Origin of the sequence: Bacillus sp. DU-106 (assembly GCF_004799705.1) — a bacterium.
In the GTDB taxonomy this organism is placed as follows: Bacteria; Bacillota; Bacilli; order Bacillales; family Bacillaceae_G; genus Bacillus_A; species Bacillus_A cereus.
Map to the genome: position 1 here is coordinate 1,400,858 of NZ_CP026607.1, position 17,419 is coordinate 1,418,276.

The following is a 17,419-nucleotide window of genomic DNA, read 5'->3' on the forward strand; positions in this document are numbered from 1 at the left end:
AAAAGGCTACATGATGCAAAGTGTTTGGAAAGTGAATAGAAGATGAAGTTAAAAAGGGAGGGGTATATGTGCTGTTTATTGGAGTGACAGGATGGGGAGATCATGATTCTTTATACATAAATCCCTATGAAAATAGAAATAAATTACGAACATACAGCGAGTATTTTCCTATAGTAGAAGTGGATAGCTCATTTTATGCGATGCAACCTGCACGAAACTATACAAAATGGGCAATGGAAACACCGAAAGATTTTTCTTTTATCGTAAAAGCATATCAAGGAATGACAGGACATATGAAAGGTGAAATTCCTTTTTCTACGTTCGATGAGATGTTTGATGTATATAAACAATCTATTCTTCCTTTAATTGAAGCTGGTAAATTAAAAACGATTTTATTTCAATATCCACCATGGTTTGATTGTAAAAAGAAAAATGTAGATTTTCTTCGATATACGAAAGAAAAAATGGAAGGTTTACCATGTGCAATAGAATTTCGAAATCAAACATGGTTTTATCCAGAAATGAGAGATAGGACGTTACAGTTTCTAGAACAAGAGAAATGGATTCATACAATTTGTGATGAACCACAGGCTGGGATAGGTTCTGTGCCACTCGTGTTAGAGGTTACGAATTCAGACATGGCATTAATACGTTTTCACGGTCGAAATGTTCATGGTTGGCTTGATAAAGGGGAAAACTGGAGAGCAGTTCGCTGTTTATATCGCTACAACAATAAAGAACTGGAAGAATGGGTTGAACGATTAGAGCAATTAAAAAAGAAAACAAAGGATATATACGTACTGTTTAACAACAATTCAGGTGGGGATGCAGCAGATAATGCGAAACAGCTTATGAAAATGATGAACATTACATATGGTGAGCCGAAGCCGGAGCAATTAAATTTTTTTGAATGATAATAAACAAGAAAGGCACTGTACAAACAGGGGGAATGTACAGTGCCTTTCTATATGAAAAAGAGGGGTAACAATGTTACTGAGCGTTTGGTTGATTCATCAATTGTTGGCTTCATAATAAATGATAATGGTTATCATTATCATTGTCAATGGTTTTTCTAAAAATATATAAAAAACTTTGTATATTTTAAATAGAGATAAAAAAAGAACAGCATTAATGCTGTTCTTTTCCGTTGACGAATTGTTGCAAATCAAAAGGAGTTATCGCCTGGATAAATTCTTTTGAGATAAGTGTTTGAACGAGAGTGCTCTCAGAGATAGAAGCACCTGTTTTCTTTTCATAAGCTTGTTTTAATAAATCAAGTTTTTCAGCCGTTTCTTTTGGTAATTCAATTGTAAGTGTGTTCATAATTTCTCCCCCTTATTATTAGAGTACCACTACAGTATAGGAGAGACAAGAAAAGAGAATATGAAATATAAAAAAGGTTACCAAATTTTCAAATGGTAACCTTTTTTATGTATAAGAGTTATTAAGCAATACCGATATACTTTAAAGTTTTTGATGGAGTACTGTGATCAAAGAAGTGTTGTAAAAATGCAATATCAACACCTGATTTGTATGCACAATAACCCCAAGTTTTTCGAAGTGTATGTGAGCTAATCCCTTCTAATCCAACTTCTTTTGCAGCTTTGTTTAAAATGTACCATGCATGTTGTCTCGTAATAGATTTTGTTCCTTTTTGAGATTTTAACAATGGTTCATTACGTTTCCAAGTTTTACGTTCTTTCATGTAGTCTTCGATTGCGTGCTGTAAGTCTTCATTTACAGCAAACCATTTATGTTTCTTCACTTTTTCATTGTAAAATAAAATGGAATGGCGAACATTTTCATTTTCATCGATTACATCACTAACTTTTAATTGTAAGATTTCACTTACTTTTAAGCCAGAATTTACAGCTAATACGAATAATAAGCCATCACGTTTCGAAGATTGTAAAAGTATATTTTTGATAGTTTCTAATTGTTTTTCATTTTGAATAGGTTGTCCTGCTTGTTTCATTTCACGCACTCTCCTCTTTTATATGTGTAAAGGAAAGGATTAACTTGTTTCTTACTATAAAGGGAGAGTGTGAATTTCATGTGAACTCCTAGTGAAATTAAGACAAATTATTTGACTTCTTTTACTTTTTGTAAATTGAAATAGAATACAACACTGTTAGTCGTATTATACACACCGTATTCGGCATGATGGAGGTCTAAAATGTTTTTTACAATAGATAATCCGAGACCGGTACCTCCAGTGTGACGGCTACGTGATGCATCTAGACGATAGAAGCGATCCCAAATTTTTTCAAGACTTTCTTCAGGGATAGGGTTTCCTGTATTCTCGATTTCGACTTTTACGTTATCTTCTGCTTCTATAATGGAGACTTGTATTTTTTCTCCCTCTGGCGTATAACGGATTGCATTACTTAGTAAGTTCACAACTACTTGCTCAATGCGACTGCGATTTGCTTTAACAAGTATAGAAGGGTCTGCATCGATGTTCACTTGTAAATGTTTTTCTTCCATGCTAAATAATAATTTTGTGTAGACTTGTTGCGTTAATTCACCGATTGAGAACGTCGTCATATCTAGTTTGTAAGTACCAGATTCCAACTTTGCTAATTCTAACATTTCAACAATCAGCCTGTTCATATTTTCTGTTTCTTCTAAAATAACATCAGTATAATACGAAGTATCCTTACTAACACCATCTTTAATTCCTTCTGCAAAACTTCTAATTACACTTAGCGGTGTTTTTAATTCGTGTGATACGCCAGAAATGAATTCTTTTCTTGTTTTTTCTAATTGACGTTCACGTTCAATATCTTGTTGTAACTTTGTATTAGCAACATTTAATCGATCGATTCGATCTTTTAAATTTACAGATAATGTATTGATACTGCCAGAAAGCCCGCCAATTTCATCGTCAGCTGTAACAGGTAATTTCTCGCTGAAATCAAAATTAGCCATTTTTTTTGTAACACGATTTATTTTAATTAATGGCTTAACAATGATTTTTGAGTAGTAGAAGGATAACAAAATAATTACGAGAAACACGATGATTAAGGCATAGACATAATAATCTTTTAAAACGAGCATCGCTTCATTAACAGGCTGCAAAGATGCTATCGCAAAAGCGTATTCTGTAATCCTTCCATTTTCTATAATCGGTTTTACAAAGATACTATTTTTTATATTTTCTCCGCCATCTAATATGAAAGTACTTAATTGGTTCGAGTTAGAAGTTCCCTCTCTAATCATATCTGCAAAATATTGAACGGCTTGTAATGTTTCAATATCATTTGCAAGACGAACCTCCGCTTTGGATGGGAGCTGTAACTTAGTTATAACACCTGTAAAGACGATTCGAGTTGTAGATTTGTATCGGCTTGCAAGTCTGTTCTTAGAAGGGTTACCATTAATTGACTGAAAATCCGAATAGAAATGTTCGTTCTGCCATTGATTATAATTCGTTCCTAATTTTTGTGGTGTGATTATATTATTCTCTTGTACGACTCCATCAACATTGATTATTACATCTTTTTTTAAACCTAAATTTTCGAATTTATTATATTCTTCTGGTGTTAAAAGATTGTTGAGTGGAATGGAATACTGTTTATTATTGTTGGGATTAAATACATCGATATAGTAATTGTTATCACTTTTAATAATACCGTTAGAATCCAAAAACTGCATATCGGCATTTGTTTTATCATGAAATTCTTGTTTTAGTTTTCTAACCTGCTCATAACTTTTATCACTTTTATCATAATTATCTACGAATTTTTCAAAAGCAGTTTGGACTGTTTTTACTTTCTTATTAATATAAAATTTCTCTAAAAATAGAGATTGTCCTAGGAAAAAAAGTAGGAATATGATTGTAAATAAAGTGGATGTTAATAAAAATAGTTTAAAGACAATACTTCTGTTTTTCACTGCGTCACCTCTTATGAGAAATACTGTAAATGATTTCTTTATCCCGTTAAATCCGATTGGTTCAACTAATAATCAGTGGGGGATGGAAAAAACCTCCACTGATTAAAGTTTCACTTCATTATAACAAACGTTACAAGAAAGTAGAGGGGAGAAATCTGTCTCTTTATAAAGTAGTTATTTATAAAAAGTCACATAAAAAGAACTCGCCAGACGTATGACAAGTTCTTTAGTGTATTATTGTTGAATTGCTGCATCTAAAGCGATTTCAATCATTTCGTTAAATGTAGTTTGACGCTCTTCAGATGTTGTTTCTTCGCCAGTGAAGATGTGATCGCTAACTGTTAATACAGATAATGCATTTACACCGTATTTCGCTGCTAATGTGTAAAGAGCAGTTGTTTCCATTTCTACTGCTAATACACCGTAATCTCCAAGTTTTTTAACTATGTCCATGCTTTCACGATAAAACACATCTGCTGTTAAAACGTTACCGACACGAACGTGTAATCCTTTTTCAGTTCCAGCATCATAAGCTTTCTTTAAAAGGTCAAAGTTTGCAGCTGGTGCAAAATCAAATCCTGGGAATGTTAAACGGTTCATATTAGAATCAGTACAAGCCGTCATTGCGATAATAACATCACGAACTTTTACATCTTTTTGAATTGCACCGCAAGTTCCAACGCGAATTAAATTTTTAACTCCGTAGCTTTGGATTAATTCGTTTACATAAATAGAAATAGAAGGAACACCCATACCTGTACCTTGAACAGATACACGTTTTCCTTTATAAGTTCCAGTGAAACCTAACATACCACGCACATTATTATAGCAAGTAACGTCCTCTAGAAATGTTTCAGCGATATATTTTGCACGTAATGGATCACCAGGTAATAGAATAGATTCAGCGATTTCGCCTTGTTTTGCTTCGATATGTACACTCATAAAAAAGTCCTCCTTATAATGTATTGATAGAAATCAATATCATTTGCATTATACACTACGAATCCTTTCAATTAAAATCTTTTTATTATTTGTAATATGTGCAAAATAGGAGGATTTCATAAATCATAATCTAGAATATATATCTTAAGAAGTTTTGTATGAATAGAGACAATAAAAATGGTAGGTGATGTTTTGAAAAATCTTGTCATTGGGCTTATTGCGTTAGTACTTATTGTGGCAGGAGGATTTTACATAAAAAAATATCAAGAAAACGAAGAGACTGTAGGAGATGTTCAGGAAGTAAAGTGGGATGTTTCAAATGGAAAGGGAAATGAGAAAGTAGATATTGTATTTCAGTTGTTAAACAACAAGAATAATGAAATTCGTGGTGTAAATGATCAAATGCGGGCAGTGATTGTAGATGGACAGTTAAAAAACATACAACAAATTAAACCCACATTTGCAGGGAACGGGTCATATAAGTTATCTTCCAAAATAGCGAAAGACGAAGAATATACAATATTTTTATACGAAGACAAAAATAAGTCCGTAGAGTCATTCGCTAGGAAGAATTTTGGTAGAACGAAAGAGGAGAACAATAAGAAAAAAGTGAAATTTCCAATCGACAGTGTACTTACAAAAAAAATAGGAGAGTATGAAGTTTCTCTTTTATTTGGCGCATTACATCCGAATGAACCAGTTACGTTAACATTTCAGTTTCAAGCGAAAAAGGGTGAAAAATTGAAATTGCATTCAGAGAGAGGAGAAGTAGAGTCACTCTATATAGTGGATGAAACGAAGGAGAATTTTTTATACGCTATGCCTGTAGATACGGATGAGCAATTACAATACCGAATTACATTTCCTGCCGAGGGCACGTATAAAATGTGGGGGGATTTCTATATAAATGGTAAGAAGTATGAAAAAGAATTTATTGTACAAGTTCAAAAAAGAAAAAACAGCTAAGAATTTAGCTGTTTTTTCTTTTTCCTATTAATTTTGTTACAGAGAGCATTGTAATTGGTAAAGAATGATTCTTCCTAAATGCTAAATATTTACCGCTCCATGCTGGTTTATATTTTTCTTTAAAATGTCGTAATCCGCTGAAACTATACGTATAACGAACGTTATTAAAGATTGCAGCAGCCACTCGTTCAGACCAGAAAGACTGTGTGGATAAACCAACATTTGAAAGTGGTGCCATACCGATATTAAAGGAGTGGTATTCATTTTCTTTTGCCCACTGGAATAAGTGGATGAAAATTGCGTCCATAATGCCGCTAGGCGCATCTGGATAATATCGCATTAAATCGACAGATAATGATCCGTTTTGATATACAGGCATGAATGTTGTGAATGCAATAATTTTTCCATCCGCATCAGATAATGTTGCGATAGGAGCGCGACTAATATATTCACGATCGAAGTATCCGAGTGAAAAACCTTTCTCTTTTTTTCCACCAAGCCATGCATCTGAAACTTTTCTTAACTCTTCATATAATTCGTCGGAGAAAGGTGGCTCATGAATAGAGAATGTATAGCCTTCTCTTTCAAAACGGTTGAAAGTAGCTCGCATGCCAGCGCGTTTCTTTCCTGTTATTGTAAAGGTATTTAAATCAACAACAGCTTCTTCACCAAGCTTAAAGAAGTTATAACCAAAATCGTGGTATAAACTCATCCATTTACTTTCAATTTGATAGAATACACAAATGTATCCAAATCGATCAGCCTCAGCTAAAAACTCTTGCAATACAGTACGATAGGAGGAAGGGTCCCCAATTGGATCACCCAGTACAATAAGTCGTTTTCCAGTTATTGAGAAGAGAATGAGTGCTTTTCCATCACTACTGAAAAAGAACTGTTTATCTCCTAAAAAACCTAAATGACTAAGTACATTTCCACCATGTTCATCTAAGAAGTTTTGTAATCGTTTATCATTAGCTGGTTGCCCGGGAAATTCATTTCGATAACGATTTGCAATGAGTGAACCAATTAGTAAAAAAGTAGGAACAAAAAAGGCAGCTGCTAATGCACTTCGTTTTACTTGTGTAATATTACGAACGACAAAATCAGGTTTGAAAGCTTCTTTTGCACCTGCAAATAAAATACCTAAGTTTTTATATAAATATAACGTTACAAGTAGGAATATAAAAACTTTTACGATATCGGAAAGTGAGACTTCCATTTTCTCACGTACAAACCTTTTACGAAGCATATACAATACAGCGAGTACGATTAATAAAATAAAAGTTTCTTCAACATCAATTCCTTTTAGTGTGTTAAAAATAGCCGCTCCAATTAAAGATACAATCGTCATATAATAAGAACGTTTTGTTCCGTAATATATCCCCCGCGAAAGAATGAGGAGGAGAATACCGAATGTTAGCGATAAGCTAAAAGAAAATTGAATAAGATGTTTTGGAGCTAGAATATGTAAGGCGTGTGCCCGATTTATACTTGTCGGTAGAATGGTTGATAAAATAACCATTAAGCCAGCAAATACTGTTAAAGCAGCAGATGCCCAAGAACCTAACTTTCCTAGAAAGTCACGCTGCAAAGTCCATATAACACCAGTTGTCTCTAATGCAGGCGCAATAAAAGGTTTATCTTCAAACTTTTTAATGGCTACTCCTGTCATTTCAAAAGCTGCAAAAATGAGACCAAGGCAGAAGGGCAAGATGTAATAGACGAGACGATATAATAACATAGCAGGGAGTAAAACACCTGTATCGATGCCGTATTGCCCAAGCCCAGTTAAGAAGACAAGATCAAATGATCCAAGGCCACCAGGAACAAGACTAACGACACCAGCTAAAGCAGCAATAACATATACGCCTAAAAACTTTTGGAATTCGATTTCAATGCCAAATAATAGTAATATGACGTACATAACAATACCAGCAGATACCCATTCGACTAATGAAACTAATGAGTATAAAACAGTTGGGTTTTTCTCCTCTTCTTCTTGTTCCTCTGTTTGCGTCGCTTTTCTATTTTTTAATTTAGAAAATCCGATATATATAGGGACGAAAAGAGCGAAGAAGATAAGAACAGGCCATAGCCATGGTTTTTCATGCAAAATAAATCTCGTGTCTAATATTCCGATAAGACCAAGAAATGAAAGAATGGCTAATCCATTAATAAAGGCAGTTGTCATCCAAGCGATACTTTTAATAAGTTTTCCATTTTCTTTTATATATGGACGATAAAGCATTGTGCGTACGCCGGCTCCAACAAGACCACCAAACCCGATAAATCCATTTAAAGTATTAGCAATCCACGAGATACGGAAAATCTTTTGGACAGGAATGTCAGCTTTTAAGTAACGAAGCATAACATAGTCATAAAAGAACATTGTTGATACAGCGAATGCACCAAGTGTAATTGCTAAAAAGACTCCTCCAGTTGGAATGTTTTTAATTGTATCAATCGCTTCTAAAAAAGAAATGCCCGCTAATTCTTTTTTTGCTTGAAAGAATACAATTGTTAATACAACAAATGGGAAGATAATTTTCCCGATTTGTAAGAAACGTTTCCATGAAAACGACATAAATACAACTCTCCTTGTATAAGAAAACTGAGACAATAATATTATTATGACAAACTTCAAGAAAAATAAAAAGGTAATTTCCTGTATAGGGGAGCTATTTTTTATATAGGTATATTTAAAAGAATATTTTGTTTATCAGAAAATTAAGTTAGAATAAGGTGAAAGAAGGTTGAGGGGGGAGTATATGATTATAAAAGGTTACGTAGGATATGAGTTAGAAAAAGAGAAACCTAATACATCAGAAGATTTTTTTAACAGATCTGAAGTGACATATATATTAAATGGTAAAGAGAAAACTTTTTCGGTTTTATACGTTCGATATTTTGAAGAAGTTTTACAAGAAATTACTCCTTTTGAAGGAAATCCAGTGTATAAAGTAGAAGAACAAAACATATATTTGCGCGATATTGTAGCGATATGTTGTTTAATGAAAGATAAGGAGCTTCGTGCGCAAAAACGTTTGTATTTAAATAATATGGAAGAATTTCAACAATATTTTGATGAGGGAACGGTGTCGAAAGTACAAGAAATATTGGCTGAATTACATAAAAATAAAAGAGTAGAAATAGCGTGAAATGGCAAAGGAGAGAGAAAAAATGTCTAATTTTATGGTTGAAAATCAAACAGAACAAGTTTCTATATTTTTAGAAGATGCTATTAATTTGATAACCAATTATGTAAATTATCATACGTTACCTTCTTTATTAGAGGAAACACCAGCAGGGAATGAGCGATATTATAAAGGGTTATTAGCATCAATGAGACGACTTCTCGTTTTTTGCGAAGAAGGACAGGATGCATGTTTTGTTTTGTTGAATAGCCAGCCATTTCGAAAAACAGCAGCTGAAAAAATTTTATATAAGATTTACCATCAAGTAATTGCAGAGTTTTTTTCACCGAAGAGTGATCATTGGTATGAAAATAGTCGGTCTGCATATACAGGGAAAAATTCTATCGTTTTTCAACAAACACCACCTGCATCTTTAGAGCAAGTGATGAAGAGTTTAGAAGGTAAATTTCAATTGATGCGTGAAGAACTAGAATATTATGAGACGGATTATCAGACAAAGATGTTACACAAATATTGATTGAGGAAAAGAAGCTAAGGTGACTTAGCTTCTTTTCCTTTTGTACAGTTATATAAGGGATTTTCATTGAATATAGTTAAGTGGATAGCATTAGGGAGGTGCAACATGAATCAGCAAGGTGTATTTACAGATTACTTTCATGAAGTAGAAAATTGGTGTGAAAGTGTTCTTCACGTATTAGATAGTCGCGCAATGGAAGTGTATGATGTCCATATGCTTGCTTATAAAATTCAGACGTTATTAGAGCGTATGAAAGAGCATGAGTATGAAACAGATGCAGAGTTTATGTATGAAATAAGCGATGATGTAGAACATATTCAGCATCACTTGCAGGAAGTATTTATGCAAGAAGAAGAGGAATATGAATTATATGAAAGAGGGGATAGTGAACGAGCTGTCCCAATTGGAGGACATACACTCCCGCCATTACCTTATCCATATAATGCGTTAGAACCGTATATTTCTAAAGAAATTATGATGTTACATCATGATAAACATCATCGGAGTTACGTGGAAGGATTAAATAAAGCAGAGAAGATGATGGAAGAAGCGAGAAAAACAAATAAATTTGATTTAATTAAGCATTGGGAAAGGGAAGCGGCTTTTCATGGGTCAGGTCATTACTTACACACGATATTTTGGAATAACATGAAAAAAGACGGTGGTGGAAGTCCAAGAGGAACTTTTTCACAACAAATTGAACAAGATTTTGGGAGCTTTTTACGTTTCCAAAAACATTTTACAGAAGCAGCCTCTAAAGTAGAAGGTTCAGGCTGGGCAATTCTCGTTTGGGTACCCCGGTCTGGAAGGTTAGAAATTTTGCAAAGTACACTTCATCAATTATTTACACAATGGGATACGATACCGCTCCTTGTACTAGATGTCTGGGAACATGCGTATTATTTACAATACCAAAATCGAAAAGATGAATATATTAAAAACTGGTGGAATGTTGTAAATTGGCCTGATGTAGAAAAAAGGTTTGAAACTGCGAAACAAATTGAATGGACACCATATTAGACGCAAATTCTCTGCGTCTTTTTTAATGGAAGTAGAAGGAAGATTTCGTTCATATTTTAAAAGGCCAAGCATACACTTGTACAAAAAGTGCCAAAAGGACGTGGGGGGAAATATGAGACGAATTTGTGTAATCATTACGCTTCTTATGATGTATGCAAGCGTTATGCCGATTCCTACATATGCAAAGATGAACAGCAATGTTAGTGCTCGAAATGCTGTATTAATGGAGCAACAGTCTGGTCGTGTATTATACGGAAAGGCAGAACATGAGCCTCAAAAAATTGCTAGTATAACAAAAATTATGACCGCCTTATTAGCTGCTGAATCAGGGAAGATGAAAGAAATGGTATCAGTTAGTAATGAAGCGGTGAGGGTGGAAGGATCGGCAATCTATTTAAAGCCTGGACAAAAAGTGAAGTTAGAAGATTTAGTATACGGACTCATGCTTAGATCTGGTAATGACGCAGCGCAAGTAATTGCTGAAAGTGTGGGTGGGAGTATAGATGGATTCGTATATTTAATGAATCAAAAAGCGAAAGAAATTGGAATGAAAGATACGCACTTCTCAAACCCTCATGGCTTAGATGGAGATGGATCACATTATTCGTCGGCTTACGATATGGCATTATTAACGAAATATGCAATGGGAAACGAGACATTTAAGAAAATCTTTGGAACCAAAACATATAAATCAGATTCTTGGGATTACCCGTGGAAAAATAAACATAAGCTGGTAACGTCTTATTATGAATTTGCAACAGGGGGAAAAACAGGCTTTACGAAGAAAGCTGGGCGAACGCTTGTTACAACGGCATCAAAAGGTGGACTAGATTTAATTGTCGTAACTTTGAGTGCCTCTAGTGATTGGGATGATCATATGAATTTGTTTGATAAAGGTTTTGACCGTTTCAAACAAACGAAAGTTTTAGGACAAGGAGCAATTGCTGAAATAAATGAAAAGAAGTATGCCAACCATGTTTATACGAAAAATAGTTTTTCGGTACCGTTAACTGAAGAAGAAAAAAAGAACGTAGTATTAAAAGTTGAACTCGATAAAAGTACAAAACTTACGGATGGAGTAAAGGTTGGGAAGACAGACATTTATGTTGGTAATGAAAAAGTTGGAGAACGGAATTTATTTTATAGTAAACGAAAGTTAGTAGCTACAACGGGACTTTACTGGAATAATGTGAAAGAAATTTTTTCTTACATGATAGGTGTTGGGAACGATGGTTAATCTCGTATGGGTAGCGATGGCTGTCATTGGGATTGTATACGCTATGATAAATGGAACGATGGAAGAAGTGAATAAAGCTGTATTTGACGGAGCAAAAGATGCGGTAACGATTTGTATAGGACTTATTAGTGTTTTAGTATTTTGGCTCGGTTTAATGAAAATTGCAGAGGAAGCCGGATTGTTAAAAAAATTAGTTACACTTTTTATGCCGATAGTAAAAAGGTTGTTTCCAGAAATACCAAAGGATCATCCGTCTATGGGATTTATTCTATCAAATATGATGGCAAACTTTTTTGGTCTAGGTAATGCAGCGACCCCTCTTGGTATTAAAGCGATGGAACAACTGAAAGAGTTAAATGGAGGAAAGGATTCGGCGAGCCGTTCTATGGTGACGTTTCTAGCATTAAATACATCAGCTATTACATTAATTCCTACGACAGTCATTTCCATTCGAATGACGTATGAATCAGCGAATCCTACTGAAATTGTTGGGGTAACATTTATTGCACAAGTACTTTCTATGATTGGGGCAATTTGGATTGACCGCTATTTTTACCGAAGAAGGAGTAGAAAGGGGCGGAAAAAATGAGCATTGTAAATACAATTTCCTTATGGGTAATCCCTTGTGTAATTGGTTTTATCCTTTTATATGGCACAATAAAGAAAGTGCCGACGTATGAATCGTTCGTTGAGGGAGGAAAAGAAGGGATTCAAATTGCAATTTCCATCTTACCGTTTATGGTTGGAATGCTTGTGTCTATTTCTATATTCCGGTCTTCAGGTGCGTTAGATGCAATGATATCGGTAATGAAGCCAATGTTAGATTTGATCCATGTTCCAGCAGAAATTGTACCCTTAGCACTTATACGCCCTATTTCAGGCTCTGCTGGTTTAAGTATTACGACCGATTTAATTGCAACATATGGGCCAGATTCGTTTATTGGGAGATTGGCTTCTACGATGCAAGGGAGCACAGATACGACTTTCTATATTTTAACTGTATATTTTGGAGCGGTTGGGATTAGAAAAATGGGGGATGCACTAAAAGTAGGACTTTTTGCAGATTTAATCGGGATTATATGCTCAATTGTGTTCGTTTCTTTATTGTTTCAGTAATACTATTCATTTTTTACGCTATTTCGCTTATAATACGTATACGACCACTATTAAGGTGTAGCTTAATAGTGGTTTTTTTATGTGGTATTTTTGACAAAATGATGAACTTTTATTGTGAGAAATATGAAAAATATGGACAATAATAAAGGGTAAAAACATGATTTGACCTTTATATGTTTATTATCATCGCTATGTTGTTTAAGTAAGATGAAGCGAATAGCCGTAAAGCGTATGCGGTTGCCAAGTCTTTCTAATGTAAGGTAAGATAAATTCGAGGTGAAAAAAAGAAATGGAACGATTACAAAAAGTGATTGCGCAAGCAGGTATTGCATCGAGAAGAAAGGCTGAGGAATTAATTCAGCAAGGAAAAGTGAAAGTTAATGGAAAAATAGTGAAAGAGTTAGGGACAAAAGTAACTCCTCAAGATAAAGTAGAAGTAAATAATATCCCTCTTGAAAAAGAAGAACCTGTTTATTTTTTACTATATAAACCAACTGGCGTAATTTCAAGTGTATCAGACGATAAAGGAAGAAGTGTTGTAACGGACTTTTTCCCGGAAATTACACAACGTTTATTCCCAATCGGACGCTTAGATTATGATACGTCTGGCGTATTATTAATGACAAACGATGGGGACTTCGCAAACGTATTAATGCATCCTAGATATAAAGTTGAAAAAACATATGTTGCAAAAATAAAAGGGCCATTAACAGGTGAGAAAATTCGCATGTTAGAACGCGGTGTTACGTTAGAAGACGGTAAAACAGCACCAGCACGTGTGAAAATTATTTCTTGGGACAAGCGTAAAGAGATGGCTATTGTACAATTAACAATTCATGAAGGACGTAATCGTCAAGTACGTCGTATGTTTGAAGCGTTAGACTGTAAAGTAGTGAAATTAAAACGTGAACGTTATGCTTTCTTAGAAGTAGGAAGCCTGCGACCTGGTGATGCGAGAGAATTGACACCACATGAGGTGAAACAATTACGCGCGCTTGCTTCTACAAAGCCAAGATAAGTTATAGAGTTAAAAATTCACCAGTGGAGTGCTCTGCTGGTGATTTATTCAATACAACATTTACAGAAGATAATACATAACATTTACCGAGGAGAGGAGAGGTAATATGAAGAAAAATCGCTTATTATTTCGCGTTATTATTCTACTCATTTTATGTGGTGCTGTAGGATTTACCCTTTATCAAGGATTCTTTGCTAATAAAGAGAAAATGCAAATCGGAAAAGAAGCACCTAACTTTATTGTGACGGATTTAGAAGGAAAGAAAATTGAACTAAAAGATTTAAAGGGAAAAGGTGTATTTTTAAACTTTTGGGGCACGTGGTGTAAACCTTGTGAAAAAGAAATGCCTTATATGAATGAATTATATCCAAAGTATAAAGAAAAAGGCGTTGAAATCATAGCGTTAGATGCAGATGAAACGGATATTGCAGTAAAGAACTTTGTGAACCAATATGGTTTGAAATTCCCAGTTGCCATTGATAAAGGACAAAAGATTATAGGAACATATGGAGTAGGTCCTTTACCGACAAGCTTTTTGATTGATAAAGATGGAAAAGTAGTGGAGCAAATTATAGGGGAACAAACGAAAGAACAGTTAGAAGGGTATTTAAAGAAAATTACTCCGTAATAAAGAAAGCCTTTACATAAGGGGTGCGTGTTTATAGTGCCTCTGGTTTAAAAATTCTGAGTATTGCGGTAACTTGAGGTTAGAATATACAATAGTACATATAGATACAGGGGCGGTGAGAGTGTTGAAAGAAATTAAATGTGAATGTGGACATGTTAATCCGATAGGAACCGTTTTTTGTGAAGCTTGCGGGAAACCATTTGAAAGCAATGAAAATGCAAAACTATTGGATATGCGCTATGAGGGGAGTGCACGGAGATCTCTCACGCAGACAAAAACGATAGTCGATAAAATTTGGAGCTTTTTCTCTTCTGTAAAAGTAGGTGTATGGCTAATCGTAATAACTTTAGCTGCATCAGCGATAGGAACTATATTTCCGCAAGAAATGTACATAACTCCAGGTATTGCACCAGCTGAATATTATAAACAAGAATATGGATTTTTAGGACAATTATACTATCAATTAGGGTTTAATAATTTATACGGTTCATGGTGGTATATGATTTTGATTGCTTCTATCGGTATTTCACTTGTGATATGTAGTTTAGACCGCGTTATTCCACTTTATAAAGCTTTAAAAAAGCAAGGCGTAAAAAGACATCCTAGTTTTTTAAAGAGACAGAGATTATATGGGACTGGTACACCGCAAGAAGGTGACCTGGAAAGAGTGCAAGAGAATTTAAAGAAAAGAAACTATAACGTGAAAGTGGAAGACGGAAACGTTTTAGCAGAAAAGGGACGCTTCTCGCGTTGGGGTCCATATGTAAATCATATCGGTCTTATTATCTTTTTATTCGGTGCGATGCTTCGTTTTTTACCGAGTATGTACGTAGACGAAGCACTTTGGTTACGTGACGGTGAAACGAAAGAAATACCAGGGACGGATGGACAATACTACTTAAAAAACGAGAAATTTATAAAAGAAGTTTATGATAAAAGTAAGGACAAGGAAGTTTTTGATGAAGCGATTGATCGTGTAGGCGATAAAATGATTGCGAAAAACTTCCAAACGAATGCCGTATTATATAAAGCAGTAGGAGAAAATATAGCAGGACAAAAACCGAAATTAGAAAAAGTAAAAGAAGCGGAAATTCGAGTGAATGAACCACTGAAATTTGATCAATTTGCAGTGTATCAAGTTTCTTATAAAGAAAGTGAATTTAAAAGTATGTCCTTTAACTTGCAAAATAAAGAAAATAATCAAAAGTGGGGACCAATTAAAGTAGATTTAACGAATCCTAAGGAAAAATATGATTTAGGAAATGGTTATTCTCTAGAACTATTAAGCTATTTTCCTGATTTTTATTTTGATGAGAATGGAAAACCAAATACAAAAACGAAATTACCAAACAATCCTGCATTTGTATTTAAAATGTTTACACCTGAAACACCAGATGGTGAAGTGAGTTTTGTTGGTATTCAGCAAAATATAGAACCAGATGGAAACAACAAATATAAAATGTCGTTTGCAGGTGTTGAAATGCAAAATGCAACAGCACTTACTGTAAGAAAAGATTTAACGCTTTGGATTCTCGGCATTGGAGGATTTATATTTATGGTTGGTGTCATTCAAGGTATGTATTGGAATCATCGCCGTATTTGGATACAACGTGTTAATGATGAATGGTGGATTGCAGGGCATACAAATAAAAATTGGTTCGGTTTAAAGAAAGATATTGAAAGAGTACTAGAAGGTACAGCAATTCCACAGCCAAATGATAAAGTAATTGATAAAAAAATTAGTTAAGGTGGGGAAACGATATGGTGCAAATAAGTAGTAACTTTCTCTTTACCGCATTTATTTTATATTTAATTGCCACTCTATTTTTCGGGGGAGCAATTAAAGAAAAGGGTCATAAATGGGCAAATGTAGGAATAACGATTACAATTTTAGGGTTTATTGCACAAACAGTATATTTTGTTACAAGGTGGATTGCATCAGGACATGCGCCAGTTAGTAACTTTTTTGAATTCGGTACATTTTTCGGCATGATGCTTGTAGGAGCATTTATTGTCATGTATTTTATGTACCGTGTAAGCATAATCGGACTATTTGCATTACCAGTTGCGCTTTTATTAATTGCCTATGCAAGTATGTTTCCGAGGGAAATATCTCCGCTTATTCCATCTTTAAAAAGTAATTGGTTACATATTCACGTGACGACGGCAGCAGCAGGACAAGCCATTTTAGCGATTAGTTTTATTACAGGTGTTATGTATTTATTGAAAAATGTAGATCAATCGACGAGAAGTAAACGTACATTTTGGCTAGAGACGGTAGTATTTACACTTGTTTGTACAGTTGGATTTATTGGAGTAACAACGGTATTTTCTAGTATGAAATATGAAGCGAAGTTTCAATGGATTGATAAAACTGAACAACAAGTGGAAATGAAATACAATCTTCCGGCTTTAGTTGGACCGCACGAAGGGAAGTTACTGACAGAAAATAAATTAGAACCGGCAGTTGAAGTTCCAGCGATTGTAAATGCGAAAAAATTAAATACTGTTATTTGGTCAGTGTTAGTTGGAACATTACTGTATATTGTATTAAGACTTGTTTTACGGAAGCGAGTATCGGCGGCACTTCAGCCGTTAGTAAAGAATACGAATAGTGATTTACTAGATGAAATCGGATATCGATCTATTGCAATTGGATTCCCAGTGTTCACATTAGGTGCATTAATTTTTGCGATGATTTGGGCACAAATAGCGTGGACACGTTTTTGGGGCTGGGATCCAAAAGAGGTTTGGGCACTTATCACTTGGCTCTTTTATGCGGCAGTATTACATTTACGCCTATCAAAAGGATGGCATGGAGAGAAGTCAGCTTGGCTTGCAGTAATTGGTTTTGCAATCATTATGTTTAACTTTATTGTAGTAAACTTAATTATTGCCGGTTTACATTCATATGCATAGAGAA

Annotated in this window: 17 protein-coding genes; 12 read left to right on the forward strand and 5 right to left on the reverse strand. The window is 34.5% G+C overall.

The window, feature by feature from the left end; genetic code table 11:
* Window positions 1-68 precede the first annotated feature (68 nt).
* Window positions 69-914: a DUF72 domain-containing protein gene (locus tag C3Y97_RS07265; RefSeq protein ID WP_000897361.1), complete on the forward strand. Its 846-nt coding sequence runs from the start codon at window positions 69-71 to the stop codon at window positions 912-914.
* 214 nt (window positions 915-1,128) lie between these two features.
* On the opposite strand, the gene C3Y97_RS07270 is transcribed toward C3Y97_RS07265, so the two are convergent.
* From C3Y97_RS07270 to deoD, 4 genes are all read right to left on the reverse strand, one after another.
* Window positions 1,129-1,323 carry a DUF3924 domain-containing protein gene (locus C3Y97_RS07270; RefSeq protein WP_001094860.1) on the reverse strand — a complete coding sequence of 65 codons (195 nt, stop codon included), beginning with the start codon at window positions 1,321-1,323 and terminating at the stop codon, window positions 1,129-1,131.
* Between the two features lie 121 nt (window positions 1,324-1,444).
* Window positions 1,445-1,975, reverse strand: a complete 531-nt coding sequence (locus C3Y97_RS07275) for a tyrosine-type recombinase/integrase (RefSeq protein WP_000806236.1) — start codon at window positions 1,973-1,975, stop codon at window positions 1,445-1,447.
* A gap of 107 nt (window positions 1,976-2,082) precedes the next feature.
* Entirely contained in the window at window positions 2,083-3,897 is a 1,815-nt protein-coding gene (locus tag C3Y97_RS07280) for a sensor histidine kinase (RefSeq protein ID WP_000797515.1), read from the reverse strand.
* Window positions 3,898-4,131: 234 nt separating this feature from the next.
* Window positions 4,132-4,839 carry a purine-nucleoside phosphorylase gene (gene deoD / locus C3Y97_RS07285; RefSeq protein WP_000110703.1) on the reverse strand — a complete coding sequence of 236 codons (708 nt, stop codon included), beginning with the start codon at window positions 4,837-4,839 and terminating at the stop codon, window positions 4,132-4,134.
* 177 nt (window positions 4,840-5,016) lie between these two features.
* On the opposite strand from deoD, the gene C3Y97_RS07290 reads away from it, so the two are divergent.
* Complete coding sequence (locus C3Y97_RS07290; protein ID WP_128266897.1) at window positions 5,017-5,805, forward strand: DUF8832 domain-containing protein; 789 nt, start codon at window positions 5,017-5,019, stop codon at window positions 5,803-5,805.
* 4 nt (window positions 5,806-5,809) lie between these two features.
* Here C3Y97_RS07290 and mprF read toward each other — a convergent pair whose 3' ends face one another.
* A complete protein-coding gene (mprF, locus tag C3Y97_RS07295; RefSeq protein ID WP_000010848.1) occupies window positions 5,810-8,389 on the reverse strand; it encodes a bifunctional lysylphosphatidylglycerol flippase/synthetase MprF in 2,580 nt (859 codons plus the stop codon).
* A 184-nt stretch (window positions 8,390-8,573) separates the two neighbouring features.
* Between mprF and C3Y97_RS07300 the strand changes: the two genes are divergently transcribed.
* From C3Y97_RS07300 to resC, 10 genes are all read left to right on the forward strand, one after another.
* On the forward strand, window positions 8,574-8,963 hold the full coding sequence (locus tag C3Y97_RS07300; protein ID WP_000584367.1) for a hypothetical protein: 390 nt from the start codon (window positions 8,574-8,576) through the stop codon (window positions 8,961-8,963).
* A gap of 22 nt (window positions 8,964-8,985) precedes the next feature.
* Entirely contained in the window at window positions 8,986-9,477 is a 492-nt protein-coding gene (locus C3Y97_RS07305; protein ID WP_000064519.1) for a YpuI family protein, read from the forward strand.
* A 105-nt stretch (window positions 9,478-9,582) separates the two neighbouring features.
* A complete protein-coding gene (locus C3Y97_RS07310) occupies window positions 9,583-10,497 on the forward strand; it encodes a superoxide dismutase (RefSeq protein ID WP_001075741.1) in 915 nt (304 codons plus the stop codon).
* Between the two features lie 112 nt (window positions 10,498-10,609).
* Window positions 10,610-11,734, forward strand: a complete 1,125-nt coding sequence (gene dacB / locus C3Y97_RS07315; protein WP_001252638.1) for a D-alanyl-D-alanine carboxypeptidase DacB — start codon at window positions 10,610-10,612, stop codon at window positions 11,732-11,734.
* Entirely contained in the window at window positions 11,727-12,323 is a 597-nt protein-coding gene (gene spmA / locus C3Y97_RS07320) for a spore maturation protein SpmA (protein ID WP_000247811.1), read from the forward strand. Before dacB ends, spmA begins: the two co-directional genes overlap by 8 nt.
* Complete coding sequence (gene spmB / locus C3Y97_RS07325; protein ID WP_000029514.1) at window positions 12,320-12,850, forward strand: spore maturation protein SpmB; 531 nt, start codon at window positions 12,320-12,322, stop codon at window positions 12,848-12,850. The genes spmA and spmB overlap by 4 nt, the downstream gene beginning before the upstream one ends.
* 289 nt (window positions 12,851-13,139) lie before the next feature.
* The gene (gene rluB, locus C3Y97_RS07330) at window positions 13,140-13,868 is read left to right on the forward strand and encodes a 23S rRNA pseudouridine(2605) synthase RluB (RefSeq protein ID WP_000440556.1); all 729 of its coding nucleotides are present in this window, start codon (window positions 13,140-13,142) and stop codon (window positions 13,866-13,868) included.
* Window positions 13,869-13,974: 106 nt separating this feature from the next.
* On the forward strand, window positions 13,975-14,496 hold the full coding sequence (gene resA / locus C3Y97_RS07335) for a thiol-disulfide oxidoreductase ResA (RefSeq protein ID WP_000742192.1): 522 nt from the start codon (window positions 13,975-13,977) through the stop codon (window positions 14,494-14,496).
* A 121-nt stretch (window positions 14,497-14,617) separates the two neighbouring features.
* Complete coding sequence (gene resB / locus C3Y97_RS07340) at window positions 14,618-16,243, forward strand: cytochrome c biogenesis protein ResB (RefSeq protein WP_000910524.1); 1,626 nt, start codon at window positions 14,618-14,620, stop codon at window positions 16,241-16,243.
* Between the two features lie 14 nt (window positions 16,244-16,257).
* On the forward strand, window positions 16,258-17,415 hold the full coding sequence (gene resC / locus C3Y97_RS07345) for a cytochrome c biogenesis protein ResC (protein WP_000250086.1): 1,158 nt from the start codon (window positions 16,258-16,260) through the stop codon (window positions 17,413-17,415).
* The last annotated feature ends 4 nt before the right edge of the window (window positions 17,416-17,419 follow it).

What these genes read in the sequence shown, in the direction of transcription:
- C3Y97_RS07270 (WP_001094860.1), bottom strand. Translation starts at nt 1,323, where the DNA reads ATGAACACACTTACAATTGAATTACCAAAAGAAACGGCTGAAAAACTT.
- spmB (WP_000029514.1), top strand. Translation starts at nt 12,320, where the DNA reads ATGAGCATTGTAAATACAATTTCCTTATGGGTAATCCCTTGTGTAATT.
- C3Y97_RS07310 (WP_001075741.1), top strand. Translation starts at nt 9,583, where the DNA reads ATGAATCAGCAAGGTGTATTTACAGATTACTTTCATGAAGTAGAAAAT.
- C3Y97_RS07275 (WP_000806236.1), bottom strand. Translation starts at nt 1,975, where the DNA reads ATGAAACAAGCAGGACAACCTATTCAAAATGAAAAACAATTAGAAACT.
- rluB (WP_000440556.1), top strand. Translation starts at nt 13,140, where the DNA reads ATGGAACGATTACAAAAAGTGATTGCGCAAGCAGGTATTGCATCGAGA.
- dacB (WP_001252638.1), top strand. Translation starts at nt 10,610, where the DNA reads ATGAGACGAATTTGTGTAATCATTACGCTTCTTATGATGTATGCAAGC.
- resC (WP_000250086.1), top strand. Translation starts at nt 16,258, where the DNA reads ATGGTGCAAATAAGTAGTAACTTTCTCTTTACCGCATTTATTTTATAT.
- spmA (WP_000247811.1), top strand. Translation starts at nt 11,727, where the DNA reads ATGGTTAATCTCGTATGGGTAGCGATGGCTGTCATTGGGATTGTATAC.
- C3Y97_RS07305 (WP_000064519.1), top strand. Translation starts at nt 8,986, where the DNA reads ATGTCTAATTTTATGGTTGAAAATCAAACAGAACAAGTTTCTATATTT.
- C3Y97_RS07300 (WP_000584367.1), top strand. Translation starts at nt 8,574, where the DNA reads ATGATTATAAAAGGTTACGTAGGATATGAGTTAGAAAAAGAGAAACCT.
- resA (WP_000742192.1), top strand. Translation starts at nt 13,975, where the DNA reads ATGAAGAAAAATCGCTTATTATTTCGCGTTATTATTCTACTCATTTTA.
- mprF (WP_000010848.1), bottom strand. Translation starts at nt 8,389, where the DNA reads ATGTCGTTTTCATGGAAACGTTTCTTACAAATCGGGAAAATTATCTTC.
- deoD (WP_000110703.1), bottom strand. Translation starts at nt 4,839, where the DNA reads ATGAGTGTACATATCGAAGCAAAACAAGGCGAAATCGCTGAATCTATT.
- C3Y97_RS07290 (WP_128266897.1), top strand. Translation starts at nt 5,017, where the DNA reads ATGGTAGGTGATGTTTTGAAAAATCTTGTCATTGGGCTTATTGCGTTA.